At 55.5% G+C, this 25,057-nt stretch carries 27 protein-coding genes, 3 tRNA genes and 1 pseudogene; 12 read left to right on the top strand and 19 right to left on the bottom strand.

Annotation, left to right across the window (positions count from 1 at the left end):
• Nucleotides 1-28: 28 nt before the first annotated feature.
• From CWM58_RS05190 to CWM58_RS05175, 4 genes are all read right to left on the bottom strand, one after another.
• Entirely contained in the window at nt 29-1,045 is a 1,017-nt protein-coding gene (locus CWM58_RS05190; protein WP_206056627.1) for a zinc-dependent alcohol dehydrogenase family protein, read from the bottom strand.
• Between the two features lie 152 nt (nt 1,046-1,197).
• Nucleotides 1,198-1,407, bottom strand: a complete 210-nt coding sequence (locus CWM58_RS05185; protein WP_100680434.1) for a DUF1471 domain-containing protein — start codon at nt 1,405-1,407, stop codon at nt 1,198-1,200.
• A gap of 84 nt (nt 1,408-1,491) precedes the next feature.
• Nucleotides 1,492-2,208, bottom strand: coding sequence for a hypothetical protein (locus CWM58_RS05180; protein ID WP_100680433.1), 717 nt, complete (start codon nt 2,206-2,208; stop codon nt 1,492-1,494).
• A 44-nt stretch (nt 2,209-2,252) separates the two neighbouring features.
• Nucleotides 2,253-2,687 (bottom strand): winged helix-turn-helix domain-containing protein, encoded by a 435-nt coding sequence (locus tag CWM58_RS05175; RefSeq protein ID WP_074385653.1) that lies wholly within the window; start codon nt 2,685-2,687, stop codon nt 2,253-2,255.
• 401 nt (nt 2,688-3,088) lie between these two features.
• Between CWM58_RS05175 and CWM58_RS28380 the strand changes: the two genes are divergently transcribed.
• On the top strand, nt 3,089-3,238 hold the full coding sequence (locus tag CWM58_RS28380; protein ID WP_165785684.1) for a hypothetical protein: 150 nt from the start codon (nt 3,089-3,091) through the stop codon (nt 3,236-3,238).
• A gap of 71 nt (nt 3,239-3,309) precedes the next feature.
• Here the strand turns inward: CWM58_RS28380 and CWM58_RS05170 are convergent, their stop codons facing one another.
• Together CWM58_RS05170 and CWM58_RS05165 are read right to left on the bottom strand one after the other, a co-directional pair.
• Nucleotides 3,310-4,146 carry an MBL fold metallo-hydrolase gene (locus CWM58_RS05170; RefSeq protein WP_100680431.1) on the bottom strand — a complete coding sequence of 279 codons (837 nt, stop codon included), beginning with the start codon at nt 4,144-4,146 and terminating at the stop codon, nt 3,310-3,312.
• Nucleotides 4,147-4,153: 7 nt separating this feature from the next.
• On the bottom strand, nt 4,154-4,669 hold the full coding sequence (locus CWM58_RS05165) for a DUF4286 family protein (protein ID WP_100680429.1): 516 nt from the start codon (nt 4,667-4,669) through the stop codon (nt 4,154-4,156).
• 156 nt (nt 4,670-4,825) lie between these two features.
• Here CWM58_RS05165 and CWM58_RS05160 point away from each other — a divergent pair, with 156 nt between their 5' ends.
• Complete coding sequence (locus tag CWM58_RS05160; protein WP_100680427.1) at nt 4,826-5,710, top strand: LysR substrate-binding domain-containing protein; 885 nt, start codon at nt 4,826-4,828, stop codon at nt 5,708-5,710.
• Here CWM58_RS05160 and CWM58_RS05155 read toward each other — a convergent pair.
• On the bottom strand, nt 5,707-6,633 hold the full coding sequence (locus CWM58_RS05155) for an AraC family transcriptional regulator (protein WP_100680425.1): 927 nt from the start codon (nt 6,631-6,633) through the stop codon (nt 5,707-5,709). The two genes, CWM58_RS05160 and CWM58_RS05155, sit on opposite strands and share 4 nt — an antisense overlap.
• A 98-nt stretch (nt 6,634-6,731) precedes the next feature.
• Between CWM58_RS05155 and CWM58_RS05150 the strand changes: the two genes are divergently transcribed.
• The 3 genes and pseudogenes from CWM58_RS05150 to CWM58_RS29005 all read left to right on the top strand — a co-directional run bounded on the left by CWM58_RS05150 (nt 6,732) and on the right by CWM58_RS29005 (nt 9,200).
• Nucleotides 6,732-7,484 carry an SDR family oxidoreductase gene (locus CWM58_RS05150; protein WP_100680423.1) on the top strand — a complete coding sequence of 251 codons (753 nt, stop codon included), beginning with the start codon at nt 6,732-6,734 and terminating at the stop codon, nt 7,482-7,484.
• A 906-nt stretch (nt 7,485-8,390) separates the two neighbouring features.
• Nucleotides 8,391-8,546: pseudogene (locus CWM58_RS28375) on the top strand (hypothetical protein); the annotation flags it as partial.
• Between the two features lie 12 nt (nt 8,547-8,558).
• Complete coding sequence (locus CWM58_RS29005) at nt 8,559-9,200, top strand: hypothetical protein (RefSeq protein ID WP_100680421.1); 642 nt, start codon at nt 8,559-8,561, stop codon at nt 9,198-9,200.
• Between the two features lie 892 nt (nt 9,201-10,092).
• On the opposite strand, the gene CWM58_RS05130 is transcribed toward CWM58_RS29005, so the two are convergent.
• The 3 genes from CWM58_RS05130 to CWM58_RS05120 form a co-directional block, all read right to left on the bottom strand.
• Nucleotides 10,093-10,169: transfer RNA gene (locus tag CWM58_RS05130), tRNA-Val, on the bottom strand.
• A gap of 4 nt (nt 10,170-10,173) precedes the next feature.
• Nucleotides 10,174-10,250 (bottom strand) — tRNA-Val (locus CWM58_RS05125).
• 4 nt (nt 10,251-10,254) lie between these two features.
• Nucleotides 10,255-10,331, bottom strand: a tRNA-Val gene (locus CWM58_RS05120).
• A 254-nt stretch (nt 10,332-10,585) separates the two neighbouring features.
• On the opposite strand from CWM58_RS05120, the gene CWM58_RS05115 reads away from it, so the two are divergent.
• Entirely contained in the window at nt 10,586-11,164 is a 579-nt protein-coding gene (locus tag CWM58_RS05115) for a TIGR00730 family Rossman fold protein (protein ID WP_008804612.1), read from the top strand.
• A gap of 140 nt (nt 11,165-11,304) precedes the next feature.
• Here CWM58_RS05115 and asr read toward each other — a convergent pair whose 3' ends face one another.
• Entirely contained in the window at nt 11,305-11,769 is a 465-nt protein-coding gene (gene asr / locus CWM58_RS05110; protein ID WP_077268383.1) for an acid resistance repetitive basic protein Asr, read from the bottom strand.
• 177 nt (nt 11,770-11,946) lie between these two features.
• The gene (gene mdtK / locus CWM58_RS05105) at nt 11,947-13,320 is read right to left on the bottom strand and encodes an MdtK family multidrug efflux MATE transporter (protein WP_032730541.1); all 1,374 of its coding nucleotides are present in this window, start codon (nt 13,318-13,320) and stop codon (nt 11,947-11,949) included.
• A gap of 229 nt (nt 13,321-13,549) precedes the next feature.
• Here mdtK and CWM58_RS05100 point away from each other — a divergent pair, with 229 nt between their 5' ends.
• Nucleotides 13,550-14,185, top strand: a complete 636-nt coding sequence (locus tag CWM58_RS05100; RefSeq protein ID WP_061154366.1) for a riboflavin synthase — start codon at nt 13,550-13,552, stop codon at nt 14,183-14,185.
• 35 nt (nt 14,186-14,220) lie between these two features.
• Here CWM58_RS05100 and cfa read toward each other — a convergent pair whose 3' ends face one another.
• The gene (gene cfa / locus CWM58_RS05095; RefSeq protein ID WP_100680419.1) at nt 14,221-15,369 is read right to left on the bottom strand and encodes a cyclopropane fatty acyl phospholipid synthase; all 1,149 of its coding nucleotides are present in this window, start codon (nt 15,367-15,369) and stop codon (nt 14,221-14,223) included.
• Between the two features lie 293 nt (nt 15,370-15,662).
• On the bottom strand, nt 15,663-16,844 hold the full coding sequence (punC, locus tag CWM58_RS05090; protein WP_100680418.1) for a purine nucleoside transporter PunC: 1,182 nt from the start codon (nt 16,842-16,844) through the stop codon (nt 15,663-15,665).
• Between the two features lie 112 nt (nt 16,845-16,956).
• On the opposite strand from punC, the gene punR reads away from it, so the two are divergent.
• Complete coding sequence (gene punR / locus CWM58_RS05085; RefSeq protein WP_100680416.1) at nt 16,957-17,868, top strand: DNA-binding transcriptional activator PunR; 912 nt, start codon at nt 16,957-16,959, stop codon at nt 17,866-17,868.
• Nucleotides 17,869-17,886: 18 nt separating this feature from the next.
• On the opposite strand, the gene purR is transcribed toward punR, so the two are convergent.
• Complete coding sequence (gene purR, locus CWM58_RS05080; RefSeq protein WP_061154370.1) at nt 17,887-18,912, bottom strand: HTH-type transcriptional repressor PurR; 1,026 nt, start codon at nt 18,910-18,912, stop codon at nt 17,887-17,889.
• A 292-nt stretch (nt 18,913-19,204) separates the two neighbouring features.
• Here purR and CWM58_RS05075 point away from each other — a divergent pair, with 292 nt between their 5' ends.
• Nucleotides 19,205-19,297 (top strand): YnhF family membrane protein, encoded by a 93-nt coding sequence (locus tag CWM58_RS05075; protein WP_012968036.1) that lies wholly within the window; start codon nt 19,205-19,207, stop codon nt 19,295-19,297.
• Nucleotides 19,298-19,464: 167 nt separating this feature from the next.
• Nucleotides 19,465-20,631 carry an MFS transporter gene (locus tag CWM58_RS05070; RefSeq protein WP_100680414.1) on the top strand — a complete coding sequence of 389 codons (1,167 nt, stop codon included), beginning with the start codon at nt 19,465-19,467 and terminating at the stop codon, nt 20,629-20,631.
• A 62-nt stretch (nt 20,632-20,693) separates the two neighbouring features.
• On the opposite strand, the gene sodB is transcribed toward CWM58_RS05070, so the two are convergent.
• Nucleotides 20,694-21,275, bottom strand: a complete 582-nt coding sequence (gene sodB, locus CWM58_RS05065) for a superoxide dismutase [Fe] (protein ID WP_069334633.1) — start codon at nt 21,273-21,275, stop codon at nt 20,694-20,696.
• A gap of 484 nt (nt 21,276-21,759) precedes the next feature.
• Between sodB and CWM58_RS05060 the strand changes: the two genes are divergently transcribed.
• Nucleotides 21,760-22,245, top strand: coding sequence for a helix-turn-helix domain-containing protein (locus CWM58_RS05060; protein ID WP_061154372.1), 486 nt, complete (start codon nt 21,760-21,762; stop codon nt 22,243-22,245).
• Here the strand turns inward: CWM58_RS05060 and CWM58_RS05055 are convergent.
• On the bottom strand, nt 22,200-23,072 hold the full coding sequence (locus CWM58_RS05055) for a C40 family peptidase (protein ID WP_012968037.1): 873 nt from the start codon (nt 23,070-23,072) through the stop codon (nt 22,200-22,202). The genes CWM58_RS05060 and CWM58_RS05055 overlap by 46 nt on opposite strands.
• 340 nt (nt 23,073-23,412) lie before the next feature.
• Between CWM58_RS05055 and CWM58_RS05050 the strand changes: the two genes are divergently transcribed.
• The gene (locus CWM58_RS05050) at nt 23,413-23,760 is read left to right on the top strand and encodes a Grx4 family monothiol glutaredoxin (RefSeq protein WP_061154373.1); all 348 of its coding nucleotides are present in this window, start codon (nt 23,413-23,415) and stop codon (nt 23,758-23,760) included.
• A gap of 47 nt (nt 23,761-23,807) precedes the next feature.
• Here the strand turns inward: CWM58_RS05050 and rnt are convergent, their stop codons facing one another.
• Both rnt and gloA read right to left on the bottom strand, forming a co-directional pair.
• The gene (rnt, locus tag CWM58_RS05045; RefSeq protein WP_008804623.1) at nt 23,808-24,455 is read right to left on the bottom strand and encodes a ribonuclease T; all 648 of its coding nucleotides are present in this window, start codon (nt 24,453-24,455) and stop codon (nt 23,808-23,810) included.
• Between the two features lie 137 nt (nt 24,456-24,592).
• Complete coding sequence (gene gloA, locus CWM58_RS05040) at nt 24,593-25,000, bottom strand: lactoylglutathione lyase (RefSeq protein ID WP_002907764.1); 408 nt, start codon at nt 24,998-25,000, stop codon at nt 24,593-24,595.
• Between the last annotated feature and the right edge of the window lie 57 nt (nt 25,001-25,057).

The following is a 25,057-nucleotide window of genomic DNA, read 5'->3' as shown; positions in this document are numbered from 1 at the left end:
CCAGGGCACGGAGGCCCTGTTCATCTCCTCACCACTCCACGCAAATTTTGCCGAAATGGGCGCCGCTTTGCAGATAGCGGAAGGCATCCGGCAAGGCTGTAAAATCAAACACTTTATCGATAACCGGCCGCGACGCCTGCAGGTTCAGGGCATTGACGTAGTCCTGCTGTTGCCGTCTATTACCCACCACCAATCCCTGCAGCCGGGCCTGTTTACTCATCAGCAGATGGGTGGGCACATGACCTTCGAAGCCGGTCAGGACGCCGATCAACGCAATGTGTCCGCCGACACTGACCGCCTCGAACGACTGCCCCAGGGTGCCCGGCCCCCCCAGCTCCAGAATGAGATCGGCCCCGCGATGGCCGGTGATATCCTGCACCGCGGCGCCCCATTCCGGGGTGGTTCGGTAATTGATGAGATGATCGGCCCCCAGCGTGCGAGCACGAGCGAGCTTTTCATCTGATGACGAGGTGACGATCACCTGCGCGCCCATACTTTTCGCCAGCTGCAGGGCGGTTATCGACACGCCGCCGGTGCCAAGCGTCAGCACCGTATCGCCCGCTTTTAACCGTCCTTCGACGACCAGCGCGCGCCAGGCGGTAAGACCGGAAGTGGTGATGGTTGCCGCTTCCCTGAAACTCCACCCCTCAGGTGCATGGGTAAAATGGCTGGCCGGCCTGACGACATACTGGCAGGCGAACCCCTCCGCGCCATCGCCCGGGGTCTGACTGAAGTCGCTCACCTGTGGACCGGGGCGGCCATCCAGCCACTGCGGGAAAAAGCCAGCGACCACCCGGTCACCCGGCTGAAATTCGTTCACCCCGGCGCCAACCGCTTCCACCACGCCGGCGCCATCCGCCATCAGGATCCGCCGATCGGCGGTGGGAATTACCCCCGTTGCGACCAGCAAATCATGGTAGTTCAGCGAGGTGGCGTGCAGCGCCACCCGGATCTCGCCTGCGGCGGGCGCGCCGGGGTCAGCAAGATCGACAAGCTGCAGGTTCTCAAGCGAACCGGGTTTTTTGACTGTCCAGGCTTTCATCATCAGGCTCTCTTTTCTGGAGGATACAGTCAGTATTGGTCCGGAATGGGGAGAGCGCCACAGCCTGTCTGTCGGGACATCACTGAAAGGGAAAAGGGGAAAAAATAAAGCGCCGTTAAAAACGGCGCTTTATTTATTGCTAACGGCTAAAAGGATTATTTGCTCAGCTCAGCCGTCATATGGACACGATTGTTAAACTGGGCGCTGGTGATTTTATAGGATGCACCCTGTTCCTCGGCCTGGGCGGCGATTTTTGCTTCAGCACGGTCCAGGGTAGACGCGGTAGCGCTGACGCTCTGGGCGAAGCTGACAGAAGAGAGCAGAGACAGTGCAGCAACAGCAACGAAAGTTTTGATGGATTTCATGGTCGTATTCCTTAATCTGGTGTCTGATAAAGGGCTTGTCGCCCTGATGTGATAAAGAATACGCTTGACTCCTGCCGGTTAAAATCAAAACAATTTGCGAATCTTGTTCAAATAATATGAATGATTTTCCGCCGCGTGCAACGCGGCCTGCCGCTGTCGGGCAGGTTTTGCCCCTGGCGTATAACTGGCAAGGTCGGGTGAGAGAGGGTTAAACGTTGGCCCGGTGGTCATAAAATGGTGAAAATGGGTATGGCTGACCAGATGAAAATTCACCTTAATCCGTTCCAGTCCGTTATAGACTCGCTTGCGATTGATCCCCAGCGTGGTCGCCAGTTGATTCACCGACTGTCCCTTTATGGTGGCGGCGATCATGCGCATTTCCAGGCGGTTGAGGGGGGCTCGTTGACGGGAAGAGGTACTCTGACGCTGATGACGCGGCACCAGAGGCCAGCGACGATCGGCCAGCCTGCGCAAAAGGCGGCCAACCTCTGGAACGCTTTCCCGCTGGCTAACCCACAGGAGGGTATCCGCGAAAAAGGCGCGTCCGCGCCTCACGTTGCCGGCCGAGGTAAAGCCGATCACCAGACTCTGATAACGCAGGGCTAATTCAGCGGCGGCCTGATAATCGTGAAAGTTTTCCAGCGATAAAATAATCACATCCAGCCCAGCCGGATCGGGAAAATGGCTAAGTGGCAGCGAATGAATAATGTTCAGCCCGGGCAGGGTCTCCTGAATATCTCTGAAACACTGGGCGAGGCCGATATTAAAAAAAACATTATTGCTGTGAATTAAAATATTCAACGGATAACCCTGTTACAAGCGATGTAAACGGCGCGGAGAGGGGACTAGCTGCGTACCAGAAGTTTATTCATATCAGCAGGCGAGGTATTAATATAATTCATCATGCCCGGTGGTTTGAATGAGTAAATTTCGGCTACGACCGCATTATTAATATAATACCCTGCGCACTTAACCCGAATAATTAATGCGCTTTCAACACCAGCCTGGCTAAGGCGAGCTTTTAACGTCTGAATAACCTGCCATAATCGCTGCGCAGACGGGCGAAGGTTATTTTTTTCCCAGACGTTAATCATCAACTCTTCATCGCTGACCACCCGTTCTCTGCCATGCGCCAACAGATATTCCAGTAAACAGGCCATGGTACTGCGTAGCTGAACTTGCGTTCGCGTCCCTCGCAGCGCGATAATTTCCCGATGATGCAGGCAGTAGAAAATATTATCTGCTAACTTATAGCCAAGCAGTTTATAGCCCTTAGTCATCTACCACTCCCTGACAAATCCAGTTATTGCCGGTGCAGAGTACCTGCCTGCTGCTGACTGACCAAGTGAATTTTATCTGTTAGAATAATCAAAACAAATAACCATGTTCGTATACATAAGTAGAATAAAAATCTGAAAAATGAGTATTGCTCTGCAGGATTGTATGGTATAGGAAAAGTCTTAAACAAACGTCAGGCGCTGGTAAGCGGTTGAATATATAGGTGTCAGGAAAAACTAAATGCACTTATATTGATCTAGATCAATTTTGCTCATTTCAGGAGACTTTCACCATTTACATACTAAAACAAAGATTGAAATAACTTCCGTTACGCGATGATAAGCTGATTCTGAACTTATGGAACTACCCAGGGAATTGTTCATTACTTTTCAGGAGCGTTTTTATGGTCATTGCATCTCGTAAGCCTCTGTGTACCAAACGCTGGTCGGCCAGCCCGGCCTCCCAGGATCTTCAGTTGACTCAGCTACGCCACCCGTGGGTCGCCACCAAAGCCAGCTGCAAAAGCAAAAAAGCCTGGAAAAGCCGCAGTTAGCGGCCTGCCCAACCCCCTGACATAAAGCCCTGCTTGTTCCTGCGGACAAGCAGGGCTTACCTCTGCGACTTTTACACCGACTGCAACAGATAACCAGAGGGCGTCTCCACCACCCTGGCAAAGCCGGGCAGACCAAGATGCATGCCGGCGATCAGCCATTGTTCGCTGGCGGCCTGGCGCAGCAGGCTTTCCCGGGTTCGCCGGGCCTGTTCAGGATCGACGTCGAAGGCGACCGACACCGACGGCCGGGTGGTCTGAATGGTCGGGAAATGGACAATATCCCCCCAGATGAGCAGCGAGGTATCGCCCGCCTCGAGACGATACCCGGTATGCCCGGGCGTATGGCCGGGCAGAGGGCACGGACGGATCCCGGCGATCGTCTCCTCACCATCAACTTCGCGAATTTGCGCCGCGCAGATCGCCAGTACGCGGCGGACGAGCAGCACGTTGCGCCGGCCGCGATCGCTGGCGTTGTCCAGTGTGGATGCCGCCAACCAGTAAGCGCGTTCCCGCGAAGGCAGGAACACCGTGGCGTTGGGATACGCCGGGGCGCCGGTTGCCGTCAGCAACCCGCCGATGTGGTCCGGGTGCGCGTGGGTGAGGAGGATGGTATCAATTTCCTCAGGGCGTACGCCGAGCAGCGCCAGATTGGCGATAAGCGCACCGCCGACGCCATTGACTCCACCGGTGCCGGTATCCACCAGTACGGTGTGCCCGCGTCCACGGATAAGATAGGCGCCAATCGCAATGACCTCCGGTGAGGCGAGCCCGGCGTTCCGCTGCAGGTGCTCTGCCTCCTCAGGCGTGATACCCGAGAGTAAGGACAGTGGCGCCGACATCTGACCATCACTGACGGCGGTCACCGTCAGGTCGCCTGCGGTCAACGTATAAAAGGGGACTGGTGTCATGGTGACCTCACGCGCGTTGCGCCGGGTTACGTAACCGGGCGGTGATGGGCTGATAGATAAAGACGGTGGCAGCCGTGGCCAGGTGATGCAGGTCGTTATGTGGGACGATGGCGGCATACCGGGTTTGTTGCGTCGCCAGGCCGCCAGGCAGCAGGACGATTGTCGGGGGGATGGGTAGCGTCTGAGGCGTATCGCTCAGCAGTAGCACCTCATCAGACCGGACCTCCCGCACGCCGCTATCTGCAACATAGAGGTGGCGGTGCCAGTCGGTGATCGCCGATTGCCAGCGGGCAAAATGACCGCCACCGTTGCGGCGGTAGGCGTCGCTGTCGATGACGGTAGCATCGTGGATATCGTGCAGCGCCAGGTAGCGGGGGCAGCCCTCGCTGAGGGCGCGGAAGCGCTGAGAGGCGTAAAAACCGGGCACAGAGACCAGCGCCGGCAGTTTTTCCTGATTGTAAAAGGTATTCCACGCTGTTTCGCTTTGGGGATCGGTGTAGGCGCATTCGACGACATAGAGCATAGTGACCTCGATGGACAGATGATTGAGCGCGCAAAGCGCTTTAGTGAGTTTTCATCATCCTATCGGCTAAAAATGGCGCTGAAAAACGATGTTAATTCAATAGTCAGTGATATTCTGTCACTGACTTTCGGTGAGCCTGCACAAGGAGCATTGGCTATGCGTCGTAAAATCCCCAGCAGCGCTGCGCTACTGGCTTTTGAGGCCGCTGCCCGTCACGGCAACTTTGCCCGCGCGGCGGCGGAGCTCGCGTTAACGGAAGGGGCCATCAGCCGGCAGATTGCCCGTCTGGAAGCGCTCCTCGACAGCAAACTCTTCGACAGGACGGGGAGCCGGGTGCGGCTCAACCCGGCAGGCGCCCGCTATGCCCGCCAGGTCCGCGAGATCCTCGCCCGTCTGGAGCGGGACACCCACGACGTCAGCGGGATGCCCTCCGATGGACATAGTCTGGAGATCGCCGTGCTTCCTACCTTTGCCAGCCGCTGGTTAATCCCCCGGCTTGGACGCTTTGCAGCGCAGTATCCGCATATTGTGGTCAATATTGCCGCCCTCAGCGATCCCTTCATCCTCCCGGGCAGCGGTTTTGATGCCGCCATCCATTTTGATCACCGGGCGTGGACTGGCATGGATGTGACATTTTTGTTCGAGGAGTATCTGCTGCCGGTCTGTCATGCGGCGCTGCTGACGAATGATGATCTCCCCGGGCAACTGAACCGATTACCGCGCATTCACCGGCGGCAAAACCCTGACGCCTGGCTGCACTATGCCCGGGAATGCGGGCTGGCGCTGGATAATCCGGCGCAGGGGCCGCGCTACGATCTGCATGAGATGGCCATCGCCGCGGTACTGAGCCAGCAGGGGGTGGCGCTGGTGCCGAAGATGTATGTGGAAAGCGAGCTGCGCGCCGGGACGCTGGTTGCCCCGTGGCCGGGCTCCCCGACGCTGGCCAAGCGCTTCTGCCTGATCAAACCCGGTGGCGGGGAGGGGGAGCCGGCGCTGCAGGTGTTTGAGCGCTGGCTGCAGACGGAGATTGCAGCCTGTTAAGTCAGGGCTGGCCCGGGGGGAGGCTGCGTCGCCCGCTGGCGGGCATATTTCCCCGGCAATATCCCGGTATAGCGGGTAAAGGCTACGCTGAACGCGCTGGCCGAGCCATAGCCGATGCGCTCGGCGATATCCGCAATGCTGATGCCCGTCTCGCCCAGCCACTGCATGGCCAGGGTCATTCGCCAGCCTAACAGATAGCCCATCGGGGTCATCCCGGTCAGGTCGGTAAAGCGTTCAAATAACGTCGAGCGAGACAGCGCGCAGTCGGCGGCCAGGGCGTTGACCGTCCAGCGTCTGGCGGGGGCCCGATGCAGCAGGCGGATTGCCTGGGCGACCCGCGGGTCGCTCAGCCCGCGCATCAGACCGGGGGTCGCGAGCGTGCCGGAGGAACGGATGGCCTCGATAAAAAGCAGCTCAACCATCCGCGCCAGAACGAAAGATTTGCCCGCGCGATCCGCCTGCGCTTCCTCTTTCAGCAGCCCGACAAAGGTGGCCAGCCGCGGTTGATTGCGGACCACCACAAAGGCTGGTAACAGCGAGGCCAGCAGGCTGGCGTTCGTCGAACCGGAAGCGCAGTGGCCAATCAGCGCCTGCATCTGCGCAGGCTTGTCGAGGGCTCCCAGCCGAAAGTGTCCCTCCGCCAGTTGCACCGGGATGGTCTCCAGCGCCAGTGAAGGGGGCGGGGTCAGGCTGGTTAGCGCGAAGCGGTACGCCGCCGGGATCAGAATAAAATCCCCGGCGCGCAGGATCTGCGGCTCATGCTGGTCAATTTCCAGCCGACAGCCTCCTTCCAGCACGACGCCATAAAATGACAACCCCTGGTCCGAGCGTATCACTCGCCAGTCTCCCGCCCCCTCAACGGTTTTGGTCAGTACCGCTCTGAGGTTTAGCATGGCAATGACCTCCGCCAGCGGATCGCTCATTTCCGGACTCCTGCTAAAGAATAATGGATTATTGACCCTATATCGTCCGGCATGGTCTGTCTATGATCAAAAGGAAGAAGCCATTCGGAGACAGAGATATGCAAACGATAATGATCACCGGCTGTTCATCGGGTTTTGGCCTGGAGACGGCGCGTTATTTTCTCGAGCAAGGCTGGAAGGTTATCGCCACGATGCGCGCTCCGCAGGAAGGTGTGTTGCCCGCCAGCGACCGCCTGCGGCTGGTACGTCTTGACGTCACTTCGGCGCAGAGTATCGCAGAGGCCATTGCCGAAGCCGGAGAGATTGATGTGCTGGTTAACAACGCCGGGGTGGGGATGCTTAATGCCCTGGAGGGCGCGTCGCGCGAGGCGATAGCCAACCTGTTTGCCACCAATACCCTGGGAACGATTGCCATGACCCAGGCGGTGATCCCCCGGTTCAGAGCGCGCCGAAGCGGGACGATCGTTAATATTACCTCGGCGGTCACCCTGCAACCGATGCCCCTGCTGGCGGTCTACACCGCGAGTAAGGCGGCGGTGAATGCCTTCACGGAGTCGCTGGCGCTGGAGCTTCGGCCCTTCAGTATCCGTGTCGGGCTGATCCTGCCGGGACGCGCCCCCCAGACCCGCTTCGGGGAAAACGCCCGCCGGACGATGGGGCAGCTCCCGGAGAGCTATGCGGCGCTCGGCCAGCAGATCTTCGACAGCATGCAGGATAACGCCAGCGTGACGCAGGCGACCGATGTCGCTCAGGCCGTCTGGCGAATGGTGCACGATCCTGATGCCCCTTCGCGGCTGCCGGCAGGGGAAGATGCCCTGGCGATGGCGCAGGCCAGTCTTAGCCGTGTCTGAAGGCAATATGCGGGTCTTGTCTGTCAGGCGGTAGGTGCGCAAGCTGCCGCTGCGCTTTATGGCCGGGGGAATATTATCTCTGTCAGTATCGGCTGGATAATATTAGCGGGTAATACGAAATAACGGTCGGGCGGCGCTTACTGATGTCAATCAGGACAGCAATGTATATCATGGTGCGTTTTTCGCAGATTATTCTGGATGCGTGCGTTCCGCCCGCCATATTATTACATGCTAAATAACTCAGGTCTTTTATATTTAATTTCTCAATGTAATTCGGGCGCTAATCTTAAAAAGTAAGTCTGTCTCGGTCGGGGCTGGACTTTCTTTATTCTACTGTGGCATGGTTTCATCCCTGTTGTACCGCGCGCTCGTTTTTTTACGCCAGGGAATAGTTTTCAGTATGGAATATTGTTGTTGCGAAGCCACCGCTTCCGCCCTGCGTCCAGACGGTTTCCTTCTCTCGTCTGACAAAATATTGGCAGTTTATTTGTTTTATTCTGCTTATCGTCTTTTTCAGCATTACGCAGTCACTCCCGATCTGAACCGAGATGCCGCTGAATTCAAACTGAACGTACTCCGGCAGTACGCGGATACGAACGGGATTTTCTTGCGCATTTATTGCTGAGTGACTGCTATTCCGGGCGTTAAATAAAAGACCACCGTTCAGCCTTACTCAGTGCGCTTTGGGTGCTTTTAGGAGGACAGCGAGGGCGGTAGCGTGCGTAAAACCGGCGGGGGGACAGGGTTGCTACGGTGCGGGACGGCGGAGGGTAACGAATGAAGGACCTTGTGATGGATGTTAATGCCAGAAAAGATGGAGTGAAGCGATGAGGAATAGGCTGATAAACGATGCATCCAGTTCGGTAAAGCAACTGCCGGGGCAGCCACGCTACTAGATGGACGTTCACCGGGGTGCACAATATCGACAGCCTGCTGAATCAGCAGATATTGCCGGTGCTGAGTCAGCAACTGTTACCCCATATGGCGGGAGGACAGAAGCCGCAGCACCTGACGTTGGGCTGGGATGAGGAAGAGGGGATCGTCATGGCATTTGATGAATAGAGGATAACTATTGTGGACAGTGCTAAAGAGATCGCCAGAGATATGCTGGAGGCTATTAATGTTGATGGTTCGGGATTCTGGGGGGCTGTGGCGAAAGGATTTATCTCGTTCCCGGTGAGTCTTGGTTACCTGGGATATGACTTTATTGACACTGAACATCGCAGAGAAAACCTGGATGATAAATTCAGGCTGGCCCGGTTGATTAAAAAGGGGGGATTCAACCGTGGTATTATCGAGCAAGTCATCAGTGTTTCACTTGAGGGTTTTATTTCCAGAATTAATATAGAAAAACCAGCAGCTATTGTGAAAAATATTTCAGGCTCATTTGCGGGGAAGATGGTATTCACTGAAATGACCGGAGTAAAATTAGGCGAAGCTATAGCCTCCAGAGGAGTGTCCGCTTTTTTCGCAGGAAGTCTTGCCGGGTTATTATTATCTATTGGCGCTGAAACATCCAGAGCAATATACACGTCCCGATATCTGAAGCGCAGAAATCCGGTACTGCATGATAAACTGCAAAGTCTGGGAGATCTGGATCTTCTGTATTTTCTTGTTGAGGATATTGTAAAACCTTTCGAAACAGCGTGTATGGTCGGTGACAAGAATCCAGCAGAATTTAACAAAATATGTGAATATTTCATTGGTGGATTATGAATATAAAACGAACATTACTCATCATACTTTCCCGTGTTATCAGGGGGGCAGGTATGGGATTAGGTGCTTCAGGTATCGCGCTGGCTGGCTGGTTCTTTTTTTTCTCAGTAAATGAATATAAATTTCTCTGGGGTTTACTTTCAGTTGTGGAATTCCTGGTGGGGTATCTGATATATCGATTTGCATATGCATATATTTATGATGAATGGAACAATTATCATTAAAAAATTAAACGCGTGGTCTGTTGACCGATTTTTGATGCTCATGACTGTGGAGTAAAAATATGAGTCTGATGGGTACCCTTTCAAATACTTGAAGTGTCGTTTTGCCAGCTTTAATTTTGTCTGAATCTAAGGAACGAGACCCTGTGCAATTTGTGAACGGGCTTCATGACGTAACATTCGGGCCACACTGAGTGAAATTTCAGGTTAGAGGCCGAAACTCATGCGGCATTGTTTTCCGTTATGATAGTAGTGAAAGTGCCATTTTTGCCTCCTGATTTGCTGACAAACAGGAAGTGACCATCCATATCGGTCAGCGAGTCATTTGCGGGAGTAGCAGCCATTACGAATGGCCGTGTCAGTTAATGGCATAATCGTCACCTTAGTTTTGTCTGCTGTATTCTGTAACGTCAACGCCTGAATTTTTGAAGCCTGAAATGTTTTCCTGTCAGGAAGAATAAAAAATGCCTTGTTGCAATGACACATTCTCCACCGTTTGTGGCTTAAAGCGCCATTTCGAGGTGCTCAAAAATGTCCCTAAAAGGGTTGGCTTCCCCTGGGCTAGTGTGGAATATGCAAGGAAAAATCTTTGCCAATACACAACATGTTAAGTCAGCAATACAATCGGGGATTAGGTGATAAAATTCAGGAGTTACAGAGAAATAACGATTTGGTGCGTCTGAATGGACTCGAACCATCGACCCCCACCATGTCAAGGTGGTGCTCTAACCAACTGAGCTACAGACGCATTATGGTGCGTTTAATTGGACTCGAACCAACGACCCCCACCATGTCAAGGTGGTGCTCTAACCAACTGAGCTATAAACGCATTATGGTGCGTTCGATTGGACTCGAACCAACGACCCCCACCATGTCAAGGTGGTGCTCTAACCAACTGAGCTACGAACGCAATGTTGTGGTGACAACGGGGACGCATATTAGCGGCAGGGAGAGGATGTGGCAAGAGGTAAACGTCACTTTTCTTGCACATTGCATGCGATTGCGGAACTTTTACCCATTCCGGATATATTTTACTGAACCACAAGGATATTTCTTCGCCAGCGAGCGTCACGACTCGCTTTTTTCTGCCCGTCTAACTCTGCGCGGTAGGGTTGCCGTTGTGTTAAATTATCGGCCACCAGAAGAGAAGGAGTCATAACGAAGATGAAATCGATTGGTATTTTTTGCGGTTCTTCAGCTGGCGAACATCCGCTGTATCTCGACACCGCCCGTCTGGTCGGACGTACGCTGGCGCAGCAGGGGCTGGCGCTTGTCTATGGCGGCGGCAAAGTCGGTCTGATGGGGGCGGTCGCCGATGCGGCGCTGGAGGCCGGTGGCGTGGTGATCGGCGTGATGCCGCGCGGCCTGGTGGAGCGGGAAATTGCCCACCGCGGCTTGACGGAGCTGCATGTGGTAGAGGATATGCACGAGCGGAAAACCAAAATGGCGGCGCTGGCGGATGGCTTTATTGCCCTGCCGGGCGGGGCGGGGACGCTTGAAGAGATTTTCGAACAATGGACCTGGGCGCAGTTGGGGATCCATGAGAAACCGTGCGCGTTCCTGAATATCAAGGGTTATTACGATCCGCTTCAGGCGATGGTCGACAACATGGTACGGGAAGGATTTATGCACCCGCGCTACGCGGAGATGCTGCCGTTTGCTACCTCGGCAGACGAGATTATCGCCGGTTTTCGCGACTATACGCCGCCGGCCCGTAAATGGGTTCAGCAGCCCGCTATTTAAACATCAAGCGAAGGGTAAACAGCGCGCAGACGATGAGCAGTAACAACAGCAATTCGAAGCGATAGCGTTGCAGCATGATGTCCTCCTGAAAAAAAACCGGCGCTGTTCAGCGCCGGTTTATCACCTTAACGCTCTGACCATTATGCCGCTGGTTTAACCGCCGGTTTAGCAGCGTGGTGCGCCGCTTTATGGTGTTTCTTCGCAGCCTGTGCTTTCTGCGCGACTGCCGGTTTCGCAGCGGCTTTATGGTGTTTCTTCGCAGCCTGTGCTTTCTGCGCTACTGCCGGTTTCGCAGCGGCTTTATGGTGTTTCTTCGCAGCCTGGGCTTTTTGCTCAGCAGCCGGTTTTGCAGCGGCTTTATGGTGCTTCTTCGCAGCCTGCGCTTTTTGCTCAGCAGCCGGTTTCGCAGCGGCTTTGTGGTGTTTCTTAGCGGCCTGCGCTTTCTGCTCGGCTGCCGGTTTTGCAGCGGCTTTGTGATGTTTCTTATGGTGTACGGTGGTGTGGCTGGCAGCTGCAGCCGGGGTGGTGCTGGCGGCGTCGGCAGCGAAAGCAACTGATGACAGACCCATAGCAGCGGCAACAACCAGAGCTAATACTTTTTTCATTCTGAAATCCTCGAATTGGTTTCTTGAGTAACCCCACTGCGGGGCTGTTGGCAACACTATATGCATCTCGGGGAGTGCCATCAGTGAGTCTTTGGTGTCGGGGAGTAACGGAATGTACAACGTGGTCGCAATGCCGGAGAACGAAAAAGCCCGCCGGAGTGGCGGGCTTTGAAGGGACTAGCGCGCGGCGCGCTGTAAGATGATGCTGGAGGGCTGGCGCTGGAGAAAACGCATCCGCAGCATCATCATGATGGCGGCGGAGGTCAGGCCGATGATAAATCCACACCAGAAACCGGCGGGCCCCATGCGTGGTACAACCATATCGGTCAACGCCAGCAGATAGCCGCTCGGCAAACCCAGCACCCAGTACGCGGTAAAGGTAATAAAAAAGATAGACCGCGTATCTTTATAGCCGCGCAGAATGCCGCTGCCGATCACCTGGATGGAGTCGGAGATCTGATAGATAGCCGCCAGCAGCATCAGGTGCGAGGCCAGCAGCACCACCTCGGGATTATCGTTATACAGCAGGGCAATCTGTTCACGCATCAGCACGGTAAAGATAGCAGTAAATACCGCCAGGCAGACGCCCACGCCCACGCCGGTGCGGGCCGAAACCTGGGCATCGATCGTTGAACCTTGTCCGAGACGGAAGCCGACGCGAATGGTGACCGCCGCCGCCAGCGATAGCGGCAGAACGAACATCAATGAGCTGAAGTTAAGCGCGATCTGGTGACCGGCGACGTCAATGATCCCGAGCGGGGAGACCAGCAGCGCGACGACGGCAAACAGCGTGACTTCAAAGAACAGCGCCAGAGCAATGGGCAGCCCCAGCTGCACCAGTCGTAACAGGACGGCGAAATCGGGACGGCTGAAGCGCTCGGCGCAGCGGATATCCCGCATCGAACGCGCCCGGCGCACCCACCACAGCATGCTGGCGAACATCACCCAGTAAACCGAAGCCGTCGCTACGCCGCAGCCGACGCCGCCCAGCTCGGGCATGCCGAAATGACCATAGATAAAGATATAGTTCACCGGAATGTTGACCAGTAAGCCGATAAAGCCCATGACCATCCCGGGCTTGGTTTTCGCCAGCCCTTCACACTGGTTACGGGCAACCTGGAAGAACAGATAGCCCGGTGCGCCCCACAGCAGCGCGCGCAGATAGCCAACCGCCTTCTCTGCCAACAGCGGGTCGATATTATGCATGGAGCTGATGATATAGCCGGCGTTCCACAGCACGACCATGATCAGCACCGAGACAAAGCCGGCCAGCCAGAAGCCCTGACGTACCTGCTGTGCAATGCGATCCCGCCGTCCGGAGCCGTTAAGCTGCGCCACCACCGGGGTCAGCGCCAGCAGCAGCCCATGGCCAAAGAGGATCGCCGGCAGCCAGATGGAGGTCCCGATGGCCACGGCGGCCATATCCGTGGCGCTGTAGCCACCCGCCATCACGGTATCGACAAAACCCATCGCCGTCTGCGCCACCTGCGCAAGGATGACGGGTATAGCCAGAGCTAATAACTGACGCGCTTCAACGAAATACTTCTGCACGTGAACACCTTTGTTTTGTTGTTATTTTGAGACTAAAAAAGCCGCCGTAACTGGCAGCAAGGGGATAAAAATGAGGAATTTCCAGTCTATTGTAGCGAGGATTAGCCATTAAGCCAGTGAAAAAAGAGTCGAGGCACGAAGCGCGCTGGCAACCGCTTTGCCCTCCTGTTATTGTTCCCGATAGCGAAAACGGTAATGATACCGTCATGATTTTCAACAGGAGCCTAACATGTTTACTGGTATTGTTCAGGGAACCGCGAAAGTGGTCTCCATTGATGATAAACCCAATTTTCGCACCCACGTGGTGGAGCTACCGGCACATATGCTGGAGGGGCTGGAAACCGGCGCCTCGGTAGCCAATAACGGCTGTTGCCTGACGGTGACCGAAATAAACGGCGCGCACATTAGCTTCGATTTGATGAAAGAGACGCTGCGTATTACCAACCTCGGCGATATTCAGCTCGGGGATGAAGTGAACGTCGAGCGGGCGGCGAAATTCAGTGATGAAATCGGCGGGCATCTGATGTCCGGCCATATTATGACCACCGCGGAAATCGTGAAGATCCTCACTTCCGAAAATAACCGTCAGATCTGGTTTAAAGTGCAGGATCCGACGCTGATGAAATATATCCTCTATAAAGGATTCATCGGTATTGATGGTATCAGCCTGACGGTGGGTGAGGTGACGGCAACCCGTTTCTGCGTGCATCTCATCCCGGAAACGCTGCAGCGGACCACGCTGGGCGCGAAAAAGCTGGGCGACCGCGTCAATATTGAGATTGACCCGCAGACTCAGGCGGTTGTCGATACGGTTGAACGCGTGCTGGCCGCGAAAGACGCTGCATCTAAGGTGAATGAAGCCTGAAAAAAATCCCCCGCCGGTGTGCGGGGGAGATTTTGTTAGCGGGCGATGCGCAGTCCATGTTCAATACCGCGCGAGAACACCACCTGCCAGAGCTGAATGTCACGGGCGCGGAAGGCGCCGGCGCAGGCGTTCAGGTAATAGCTGAACATCCGTTTGAAACGTTCAGAATAGTTATCGGCAATTTCTGGCCAGCTGGCGAGAAAGCGCTCATACCAGGCCATCAGGGTGGTGTCATAATCGGCGCCGAAGTTATGCCAGTCTTCCATCACAAAGTGCTTCTCGCTGGCATCGGCGATCTGCCGTACCGACGGCAGACAGCCGTTGGGGAAGATATATTTATCGATCCACGGATCGACGTTATGGTCGGTGACTTTGGAACCGATGGTGTGCAGTAAGAAACGACCATTAGGTTTCAAATTACGATCCGCGACCTCAAAGTAGGTGGCGTAATTTTTCGGTCCCACGTGCTCGAACATACCGACGGAGACGATGCGGTCAAAGCTGTCGTGCAGATCGCGATAGTCCTGGAGCCGAATCTCCACGTCAAGGTCAGCGCAGCGCGCCTGGGCCATCTTTTGCTGCTCGGCGGAGATGGTCACGCCGACAACGCTGACCTGGTAATGTCGCGCCATATACTCGGCGAGCCCGCCCCATCCGCAGCCGATATCCAGTACCCGCATCCCCGGCTCAAGCTCCAGCTTGCGGCAGATGAGATCCAGTTTATCCTGCTGCGCCGCTTCGAGGGTTTGCGCCTCTTTCCAGTAACCGCAGGAATATTGCATGTAGGGGTCAAGCATCCGACTGAAGAGATCGTTGCCGAGGTCATAATGCTCTTTGCCAACAATCCAGGCGCGTTTTTTACTTTGCAGATTGAACAGGCGAGCGCCTGCGATGCGGAGTGTGTCTTTGAAATGGTGAGGGAGCTGTTTTTCCAGCCCGGCGCGAAGCACTTTATGGAAGAAAATATCCAGACGCTCGCAGTCCCACCAGCCGTCCATATAGCTTTCGCCTAACCCCAGCGACCCCTCCTGCAAGACACGTTTAAAGAAAAGAGGATTTTTAATTCGCAGGTCTGACGGCGCGGAACCATTGATGTTAATTCCCGCACGGCCCAATAATTCAGCTGCAATCCGGTACCAGTCATCATTTGGTACACTTACTTCTTCTATACACGATGAACTCATAGCTTCTCCATCACGCCCAAGTGATCAGAACCTTAAAACAGCGTAGACGCTTTTTTGGCTTTGTGAGAAATCTCACGGATAATCCGTGAAGTCGCTATCCGACGTAGAACAGAGGAAGGGAGATAACCCTTGCCGAAAGGCCTTCCATGGTGAAACGGAGGCATCCTGCATCCGTTAATCTGTAACTATTTTCTATTTATGTGAACCCGGATCCAGTATAGGACGCTAAGTACTGGCTTTCAATAAAAATTTCTTAGCATGCTAATGACTGGTCCGGGCTCTGGCGATAAGCGTTACGCGTGGGAAGAGTGGGGAGTCAGCTCCGGCGTTTGCTGCAGGCGATAACCTATTGCGGCTAAGCCAATCGAGACCAGCATCACGCTGGTGGTGGTCAGCAGCGGCGTGGCGATCAGCGCCGACACCAGCAGACTGGTCAGGAAGCACAATCCCAGCTGCAGTGTGTTCTGCAGCGCCGCCGCGCGGCCCGTTGCCTGCGGGAAGGGCTTCAGCGCCTGGGCGACCACGATGGGGTAGATCCCGCCGTTGACTACCGCCATCATGCAGAACGGGATCATTACCGCCACCAGCGAGGCCTGCGTCTGCAGGCCGACCAGCCAGGTGGTGGCGACGCTGACGGCAAAGACCACCAGCAGCCACGGCAGCATCTGTTGTCTGGACCATTTTTGCAGCAGCGCGCGACAACCATAGCCGCCCACCAGAAAGGCGATAGTCTGCGGGATATAACTCAGGCCGATAGCGGTTGGGCCATAGCCCATTTCGTGCAGGATAAAAGGTGAACCGGTGAGCCAGGCGAAGAAGCTGGCGGAGCAGGCGGCGTAGATCAGGACGTTACCGCTGTATTCCCGTGAACGCAGCAGCGAGAGAAAGGTGATCTTCTGCTGTGCCACGGCCACCGGCTTCCCGGCTGCCTTCAGGCGCAGGGCAGGCAGCATCAGCAGCAGAGTAATGGCAAACAGGGTGGCGAAGATGGCTTGCCACTCGAAGTGTACCAGCAGCCAGCTGCCCAGCAGCGGGGCCAGCGCCGGCGATAATCCCACCAGCGGCATAATGGTGGCGAAGATGCGGTTCGTGCGCTGGGCAGGATAGTAATCGGTGACCATCGCCTGCCAGGTAACGGCCGCGGCACAGACGCCAATCGCCTGCAAAAAGCGCAGCGCCAGCATCAGGGTGGCATTGTGCACCCACAGCATCCCCAGACAGCCGGCCGCGAAAATTGCCAGGCCGCTCAACAGCACCGGTTTGCGCCCATAGCGGTCCGACAGCGGCCCCCAGAACAACTGCCCCAGCGCGAAGCCGGCGAGGAACAGGCTCAGGCTGGCGCTGATGGAGGCGGCGGAGGTATTGAGATCCTGCTGCATGGCGGCAAACGCCGGCAGGTACATATCGGTGGCCAGAAAGCCCAGCACGCTCAGGCCGGCCAGCCAGACTAAAAATCCTTTCCCAGGTTGTGACATAACGTTCTCATTTTTGGAGTACAGGTACGATGCCGCAGAGTGTAGGGAGTGCATTGTGGCTTGTGAAACGCTAATATTTGTCACATGCATTCAAAAATTTTGCAGTCAGAAAATGTGGTCTGAATACTCTCTGGAAGTGGTTGATGCCGTGGCCCGCAACGGCAGCTTCAGCGCGGCCGCGCAGGAGCTGCACCGGGTGCCCTCCGCCGTCAGCTATACCGTGCGTCAGCTTGAAGAGTGGCTGGCCGTTCCCTTGTTTGAGCGTCGCCATCGTGATGTGGAGCTGACGCCCGCCGGGGTCTGGTTCTTACAGGAAGGGCGCTCTGTTATCAAAAAAATGCAGATCACCCGCCAGCAGTGCCAGCAAATCGCCAACGGCTGGCGCGGACAGCTGTCGATCGCGGTGGATGATATTGTGAAACCTGCGCGCATGCGCCAGATGATCGTGGATTTCTATCGCCATTTTCCCGACGTCGAGCTTATCGTTTTCCAGGAAGTGTTCAACGGTGTATGGGATGCGCTGGCCGACGGCCGCGTAGAGTTGGCGATTGGCGCAACGCGCGCTATTCCGGTCGGTGGCCGCTATGCGTTCCGCGATATGGGGATGCTGAGCTGGGACTGCGTGGTGGCGAGCGATCACCCGCTGGCGAAGATGGAGGGTCCCTTGAGTGACGATGTCCTGCGTAACTGGCCGTCGCTTGTGCGGGAGGATACGTCGCGTTCACTGCCCAAACGAACAACCTGGCTGCTGGATAACCAGAAGAGGGTGGTGGTTCCCGACTGGGAATCATCGGCCACCTGTCTGTCGGCGGGCCTCTGCGTCGGCATGGTGCCGAGCCATTTTGCCCGGCCATGGATAGATAGCGGTGAGTGGACCGCGCTGGCGCTGGAGAATCCATTCCCGGATGCCGCCTGCTGTCTGACGTGGCAGCAGAGTGATGCCTCACCGGCGCTGAACTGGATGCTGGACTATCTGGGGGACAGCGAGACGCTGAATCGGGAATGGCTGCGGGCGCCGGAATAATCTGCGCCCGCAAACGTCTTAGCGGCGATAATCGACAAACGGGCCATCCGCGACGGAGCGGCGTTCGACCAGACGAGGATGCACTTCGATAGACTGCGACTCTTCGCGCTTATTAACAATACGATCCAACAGCATGTTAAATGCGGCTTCGCCCAGGGAATCTTTCGGCTGATGAATGGTGGTTAACGCCGGGCTGAAATAGCGGGCGTTGCGCACATTATCATAACCGATCAGCGAAATGTCCTGCGGCACCCGCAGCCCCATTTCATCTGCCGCGCAGATAGCGCCCATCGCCATGATATCGCCGCCGCAGAAGACCGCGGTTGGACGGTGCTGCTGGCTTAAGATCTGCTGCATAGCGCGGTAGCCGGATTCAGGCTCGAAGTCGCCCTGCACAATCCAGTTTTCCGGAATGGCGATATGCGCCTCTTTCATCGCCTGCATAAAGCCGGCCAGGCGGCCTGCGCCGGTGTTGCGCTCCAGCGGACCCGGGATCACGCCGATTTCGCGGTGGCCGCGTTCAATCAGGTAGCGTCCGGCGATATAGCCGCCCTGGAAGGCGTTATCGATCACCGCATCGGTAAAGTCGGCTTTTGCTTCGCCCCAGTCCATTACCACCATCGGGATATGGCGATACTCTTCCAGCATGCTCAATACCGAGTCCGGATACTCGGAACACATCACCAGCAGTCCATCGACGCGTTTTTGCGCCATCATCGACAGATAGGCGCGCTGTTTTTCCGGATCATTCCATGCGTTGCCGAGGATCAGGGTGTAGCCCTTCTGGAAGCAGCTCTTTTCAACGGACTCAATAATTTCAGCGAAATAGGCGGCTTCGCTACTGGTCGCCAGCAGACCAATCGATTTTGTATGATTGACTTTCAGGCTGCGGGCCACGGCGCTCGGCGAGTAGTGCAGCTCTTTGATCGCCGCCCACACCGCATTGCGCGTCTCTTCGGCAACGAAACGGGTTTTGTTAATTACATGTGATACAGTTGTAGTGGAAACGTTTGCGCGCTTCGCTACATCTTTAATAGTTGCCATTACATCTCACTCCATGCCTTGACCTGATCGCCTGATCATCGATACGTAAACGTTTGCCTACACACACCCTGAATACAATTTTCAACATTGCATCACGTCGGGAAAACGACACAGAACGACAGGAAGGGGTCAATGGCCGATACGCTTTTAAATTAGCGTGGGATTTTGTCCGATCTTGGGGCAAAGTGGAAGAGCAAAAATGTGCATCGCCCTAAATCCCGGAAGATTTTTGCGATTTTTTGTGCAAAAATGAGCAAGCTCACTTTTGGTGTGGGGATAACAAGAGGGAAAAATGATGGATACCAATTTAAAGTTTTCGCTGATCACCACGGTTATTGCCCTCGGCGTGATCGTCGCTTTCAGCCTGACCGCCATACTGCACTAATGTTCCAGTGAGGGAGGAGCGCGGCCTCCTCCCCGTATCCCGCCATTATTATCAATTCTGCAAAAATCTTTTGTCATTTCGTTCACTTTTGTTTTTTTGTGATTGATGTCATGCTTTTGGCTTCTGATGTTACGCCGTCCTTCCTGACGGTCTGATGGAGTCATTGAATGAAAATCAACTTTCCTTTACTTGCGCTGGCGATCGGCGCCTTTGGCATCGGGACCACGGAGTTTTCCCCGATGGGATTGCTGCCGGTGATTGCGAAAGGTGTGGACGTCTCAATCCCAGTGGCGGGAATGCTGATCAGTGCGTATGCCATCGGCGTCATGGTCGGCGCGCCGTTGATGACCCTGCTGTTGTCACATCGCGCGCGGCGCAATGCGCTGATTTTTCTGATGGGGATCTTCACTGTTGGCAACCTGTTGTCATCCATTGCGCCGGATTACACCACGCTGCTGCTGTCGCGCATTATTACCAGCCTCAACCACGGTGCTTTCTTTGGCCTGGGGTCGGTGGTCGCGGCCAGCGTCGTGCCAAAGCATAAGCAGGCCAGCGCGGTAGCCACGATGTTTATGGGGCTCACCATCGCCAACATCGGCGGTGTACCGGCAGCCACCTGGCTTGGCGAAACCATCGGCTGGCGGATGTCCTTCCTGGCCACCGCGGGGTTAGGCCTGCTGGCGATGGTCAGCCTGTGGTTCTCTCTGCCGAAGGGCAGCGCGGGTGAACGCCCTGATGTCAAAAAAGAGCTTTCAGTCCTGCTACGCCCGCAGGTACTCTCCGCCTTGCTGACTACCGTGCTGGGTGCTGGGGCAATGTTTACGCTGTATACCTATATTTCGCCAGTGCTCAATACGCTGACCCACGCTTCATCGCTATTTATTACCGCGATGCTGGTGCTGATTGGCGTTGGCTTTTCGCTGGGCAACTATCTGGGCGGCAAATTCGCAGACCGGTCGGTCTCTGGCACGCTGAAAGGCTTTCTGTTACTGCTGATGGTAATCATGCTGGCGATCCCGCTGCTGGCGCAATCTCAGGCCGGGGCGGCCATCAGCATGATTGTCTGGGGCGCAGCAACCTTTGCGGTGGTTCCGCCGCTGCAGATGCGGGTCATGCGCGTGGCGCATGAAGCGCCGGGGCTCTCTTCTTCGGTGAATATCGGGGCGTTCAACCTGGGCAACGCGCTGGGCGCCGCCGCCGGCGGGGCGGTGATCTCTGGCGGACTGGGCTATGCGTTTGTGCCGGTGATGGGGGCGATTATCGCCGGTCTGGCGCTGCTGCTGGTCTGGTTTAGCGGACGAGCACAGCCGGAAGAGGCCTTTGCCAGCCAGTAACGCGAGTGTAGGGAAGGGCTAAAAAAAACCGCAGCCGGGGAGACCCTGCTGCGGTTTGTCGTTTATGCCGCCAGGTTAGCCGCAACAAACTTCCAGTTAACCAGCGCCCAGAAGTGGTCCAGATAGCTTGGACGGGCGTTGCGGTAGTCGATGTAGTAGGCGTGTTCCCAGACGTCAACGGTCAGCAGCGGCTTCGCGTCGGTGGTCAGCGGGGTTCCTGCGTTGCTGGTGGAGACGATAGCCAGGCTGCCGTCGGCATTTTTGACCAGCCAGGTCCAGCCCGCGCCGAAGTTTTTCGCTGCGGCATCGGTAAATTTGGCTTTAAAATCCGCAAAGCTGCCGAAGGATTTGGCAATCGCGGCCGCTAACTCGCCTTCCGGTTCGCCGCCGGCGTTAGGCGCCAGGCAGTTCCAGTAGAAGGTGTGGTTCCAGACCTGCGCTGCGTTGTTGAATATGCCGCCTTCAGAAGTGCGGACGATCTCTTCGAGGGATTTGCCTTCGAACGCAGTGCCTTTGATCAGGTTGTTGAGGTTAGTGACATACGCCTGGTGGTGTTTACCGTAGTGATATTCCAGGGTTTCTGCGGAAATGTGCGGCGCCAGGGCGTCTTTTGCATATGGTAATGCAGGTAATTCAAACGACATTGCTACTCTCCTTATAACTTTTTGTTTTAGCTCACATTGACAAGATGAGGCTTTCGCCTGAATCGTGTTCTGGCCACCCGACGCTGTCGCGTCACGGGCTGTTATTGTATTGAGAATGTTAACATTTGCCGCACGCAGTGAAAAGCCTTACAACGATAAAGGCTATTACTGCAGGCGCAACTGATGAAGGCTTAACCGTTTTCTGCGGGACGAGGCGTCAAACCGCTCGCCGATGTTGCAAAAATGTATAAGGAGACGCTGTCCGCGCTTTTCTGAATCTCGCGGGGAAGGGTTAACTGCGTCTGCTTTTCCTCTGACGATCGCTGCCATGCATCCTCGTTGAGGATAAATATGCCTTTAAAATCAGATTATTAATAAAAATATGCACCCAGGCAATCGCCGCTATGCCAATAATTCATTGTCTATTTTGCTATTTGTATGACAAATATGACCACCGACATGAATTTCCCACAGGATGGCTACGATGGCAAAAACAGGTGAGGTGGTGAGTCCGAAGATGATCCCGGTTGTGCAGGGGATCGTTGACTGGATCGAAGCCCATATTTTAGACACCCTGCCGGTAAGTACGATTGCGAAAAAGTCCGGTTATTCGCACTGGTATTTCCAGCGGCAGTTCGCCATGGTGACCGGCTGCACGTTGGCGAGCTACGTCAGTCGGCGAAAAATGACCATTGCGGCAATCTATTTAACGCAGACGCAAGCATCGATGCAGAGTATTTCTCAGTGTCTGGGATACGACGGACAGGCCGCTTTCTGCCGGACCTTTCACCGCCACTTTGGCATGTCGCCCACCCGCTATCGTCGGGAAGCGCCGGGCGAGGAGATGAATATGCAGTATCCCCTGACGGTAGGGGGGAAAGACGCGCAGGTGAGGCGGTCTGCCGCCGTAGCGGCAGACCAGGATCAGCGAATGGTTTTCGGCGTCATGACGCGACGAGCGCCAACATAATGGCGAACCCAGTAATCCTCGCTCAGGGAGGTGATTTGTATATCACGACCTGTGCGTGGTGACTGAATAAATTTCCCGTTGCCGACGTAGACGCCAACGTGGTCGGCGGTGCCGCGTCCACGGGTGCGGAAGAAGACCAAATCGCCGCTCTGCAGTTCATCACGATCCACCGGACGCGCATCGCGCAGGTGGTACATTTCGTTAGCCGTTCGCGGGATGTGAATCTTGACCAGGTCCTTATAGGCGTAATAAACCAGTCCGCTGCAGTCAAAGCCGGTACGCGGCGAGGTGCCGCCCCAGCGATAGGGTTTACCCAACTGGCCCATCAATTTGTTCATGGCGGTACTTTGCGCTTTCTGCACCCGGACTTTATGGGCGTCGGCGATCGTTAAATTGGCATCGCTGGCCTCAGGTTTACAGCGTTTTTTATAGCCCTTACGCACCACGCATTTGCTTTTGACGCTGTTCAGCGCCAGGGTCGGCTCGGCACTGGCGGCGACCGTTTTCGCGCACTGCTTTTTATAACCTTTACGCAGCACGCATTTTTTCGTCGCGCCGGCGGCCTGACGATGAAGTGCGGTTTGGCTTGCTGCGGTAGTGCGGGAAGGGAGCCGGGTGCTCGAGGACTTTTTACTGGTGGTTTTAGCGGTGGTTTTACTTTTTTGACTGGTTGCTTTTTTCTTGCGCTCTGAGCCACTTTTCGCGGGCAACGCCTTTGGCGAAGCGGAGGCGTGCGTATGCCCTGACGCCTGAGCCAGTGGCGTGAATGAGATAGACGTGAACAGTAATGCACAGAGCGATATCGCGATTTTGTTTAGCCGCGCCACTGAGCAATCCCCTGATTAATTACAGACATGTACAAATGCCTGACGATGAATGACAAACCGGAATGATTCTAAAGCATAAAAACCCGGAAAGTTAATATTCTTTTGTATCAAAAATGTCGATTGGTTAACGATTGCAAGAAAACGCGTCAGACATTGACCGCCTCGCACAGAAAATGCGCAATGAGCGCCCGCCTGCGACGGCAAAATGATATTTTTAAGGCAACTTCGCGCAACAGAAGATAAAATATGAATAGTGAAAAAAATGTTATTATCCGTCCTGCCTACAGGACGCTACAATGACAAGTTACTGCCGTAGAAAGAAGTTTAAGGAAGCACGACAATGAGCTCGACTTTAGAAAAGATCCAACACCAAATCGCTGAAAACCCGATCCTGTTGTACATGAAAGGGTCGCCGAAGCTGCCAAGCTGCGGTTTCTCTGCCCAGGCCGTTCAGGCGCTGTCCGCCTGCGGCGAACGTTTTGCTTATGTTGATATCCTGCAGAACCCGGATATCCGCGCCGAGCTGCCTAAATACGCCAACTGGCCGACTTTCCCGCAGCTGTGGGTAGACGGTGAACTGGTGGGCGGCTGCGATATCGTTATCGAAATGTACCAGCGCGGTGAACTGCAGCAGCTGATCAAAGAGACGGCGGCGAAGTACCACACCGACGAGCCGAAAGCGGAGTAATTCCCGCCATCAGTAAAAAAGCGACTTCCTGGAAGTCGCTTTTTTTATCACTCCGGCGTCGCCACGGGCAGCGGCCAGCCGCCCAGACGCTTCCAGCGGTTCACAATCTCACAAAACAGCTGCGCCGTCTGCTCGGTATCGTACAGTGCGGAGTGGGCCTGCGCGCCGTCGAACGCCATGCCGGCGGCGATACAGGCTTTGGACAGCACCGTCTGGCCCAGCGCCAGCCCGCTCAGCGCGGCGGTGTCGAAGGTAACAAACGGATGGAACGGGTTGCGTTTTAGCCCCGCGCGTTCGGCGGCGGTCATGGTGAAGCTGTGATCAAAGGTGGCATTGTGCGCCACCATGATGGCCCGGCTGCAGTCGCTCTCTTTCATCCCTTTGCGTACCATTTTGAAGATGGCATGCAGGGCATCGTATTCGCTGACGGCGCCGCGCTCCGGGTCGTGCGGGTTAATTCCGTTAAAGGCCAGCGCTTCGGGCTGCAGATTGGCGCCCTCGAAAGGTTCAACATGGAAATGCAGCGTTTCATCGGGCATCAGCCAGCCCTGCTCATCCATCTTCAACGTAATGGCGGCGATCTCCAGCAGGGCATCGGTTTTGGCATTAAATCCTGCGGTTTCAACATCAATCACCACCGGATAAAAACCGCGGAAACGGTCGCACAGACCATTCAGTTGAGCATTCTCGGACATCAGATTCTCTTAGCTGGAAAAAAGTAGCGCGCATTATGGCAAATTTTGCCGCGGCTTGCAGCAGGCAGGGGTGAAAACAACGGGCGCCTCAGCGCCCGGGCGAGCCATGGCATTAAAGATGCCAGGGTGGTGAAGCGTTAGTTGCCCAGACCTTTGCCGGCATCTTTCTCTTCAATCAGCTCGATTTTGTAACCGTCCGGATCTTCCACGAAGGCGATGACGGTAGTGCCGCCTTTTACCGGGCCGGCTTCACGGGTGACGTTGCCCCCGTTCTGGCGGATCCGCTCGCAGGCTTCGGCGGCGTTGTCGACGCTCAGCGCGATATGACCGTAGGCCGTACCCAGCTCATAGCTGTCCACGCCCCAGTTGTAGGTCAGTTCGATCACCGCGGTTTCGCTTTCTTCGCCGTAGCCGACAAAGGCGAGGGAGTACTTGTACTCCGGGTTTTCGCTGGTGCGCAGCAGCTTCATGCCCAACACGTTGGTATAGAAGTCGATAGAACGTTGCAGGTCGCCAACGCGCAGCATGGTGTGGAGTAAGCGCATAATGTCCCCTATGCAGTTTGTTTGATACATCAGAGCGTTGAGTATAGCGGCGATATG

The sequence above is a fragment of the Klebsiella sp. H-Nf2 genome, from assembly GCF_002806645.1.
GTDB lineage: Bacteria > Pseudomonadota > Gammaproteobacteria > Enterobacterales > Enterobacteriaceae > Klebsiella > Klebsiella variicola.
Note: the sequence above shows the minus strand (reverse complement) of the source record. Positions and strands in the feature narration are given on the sequence as shown.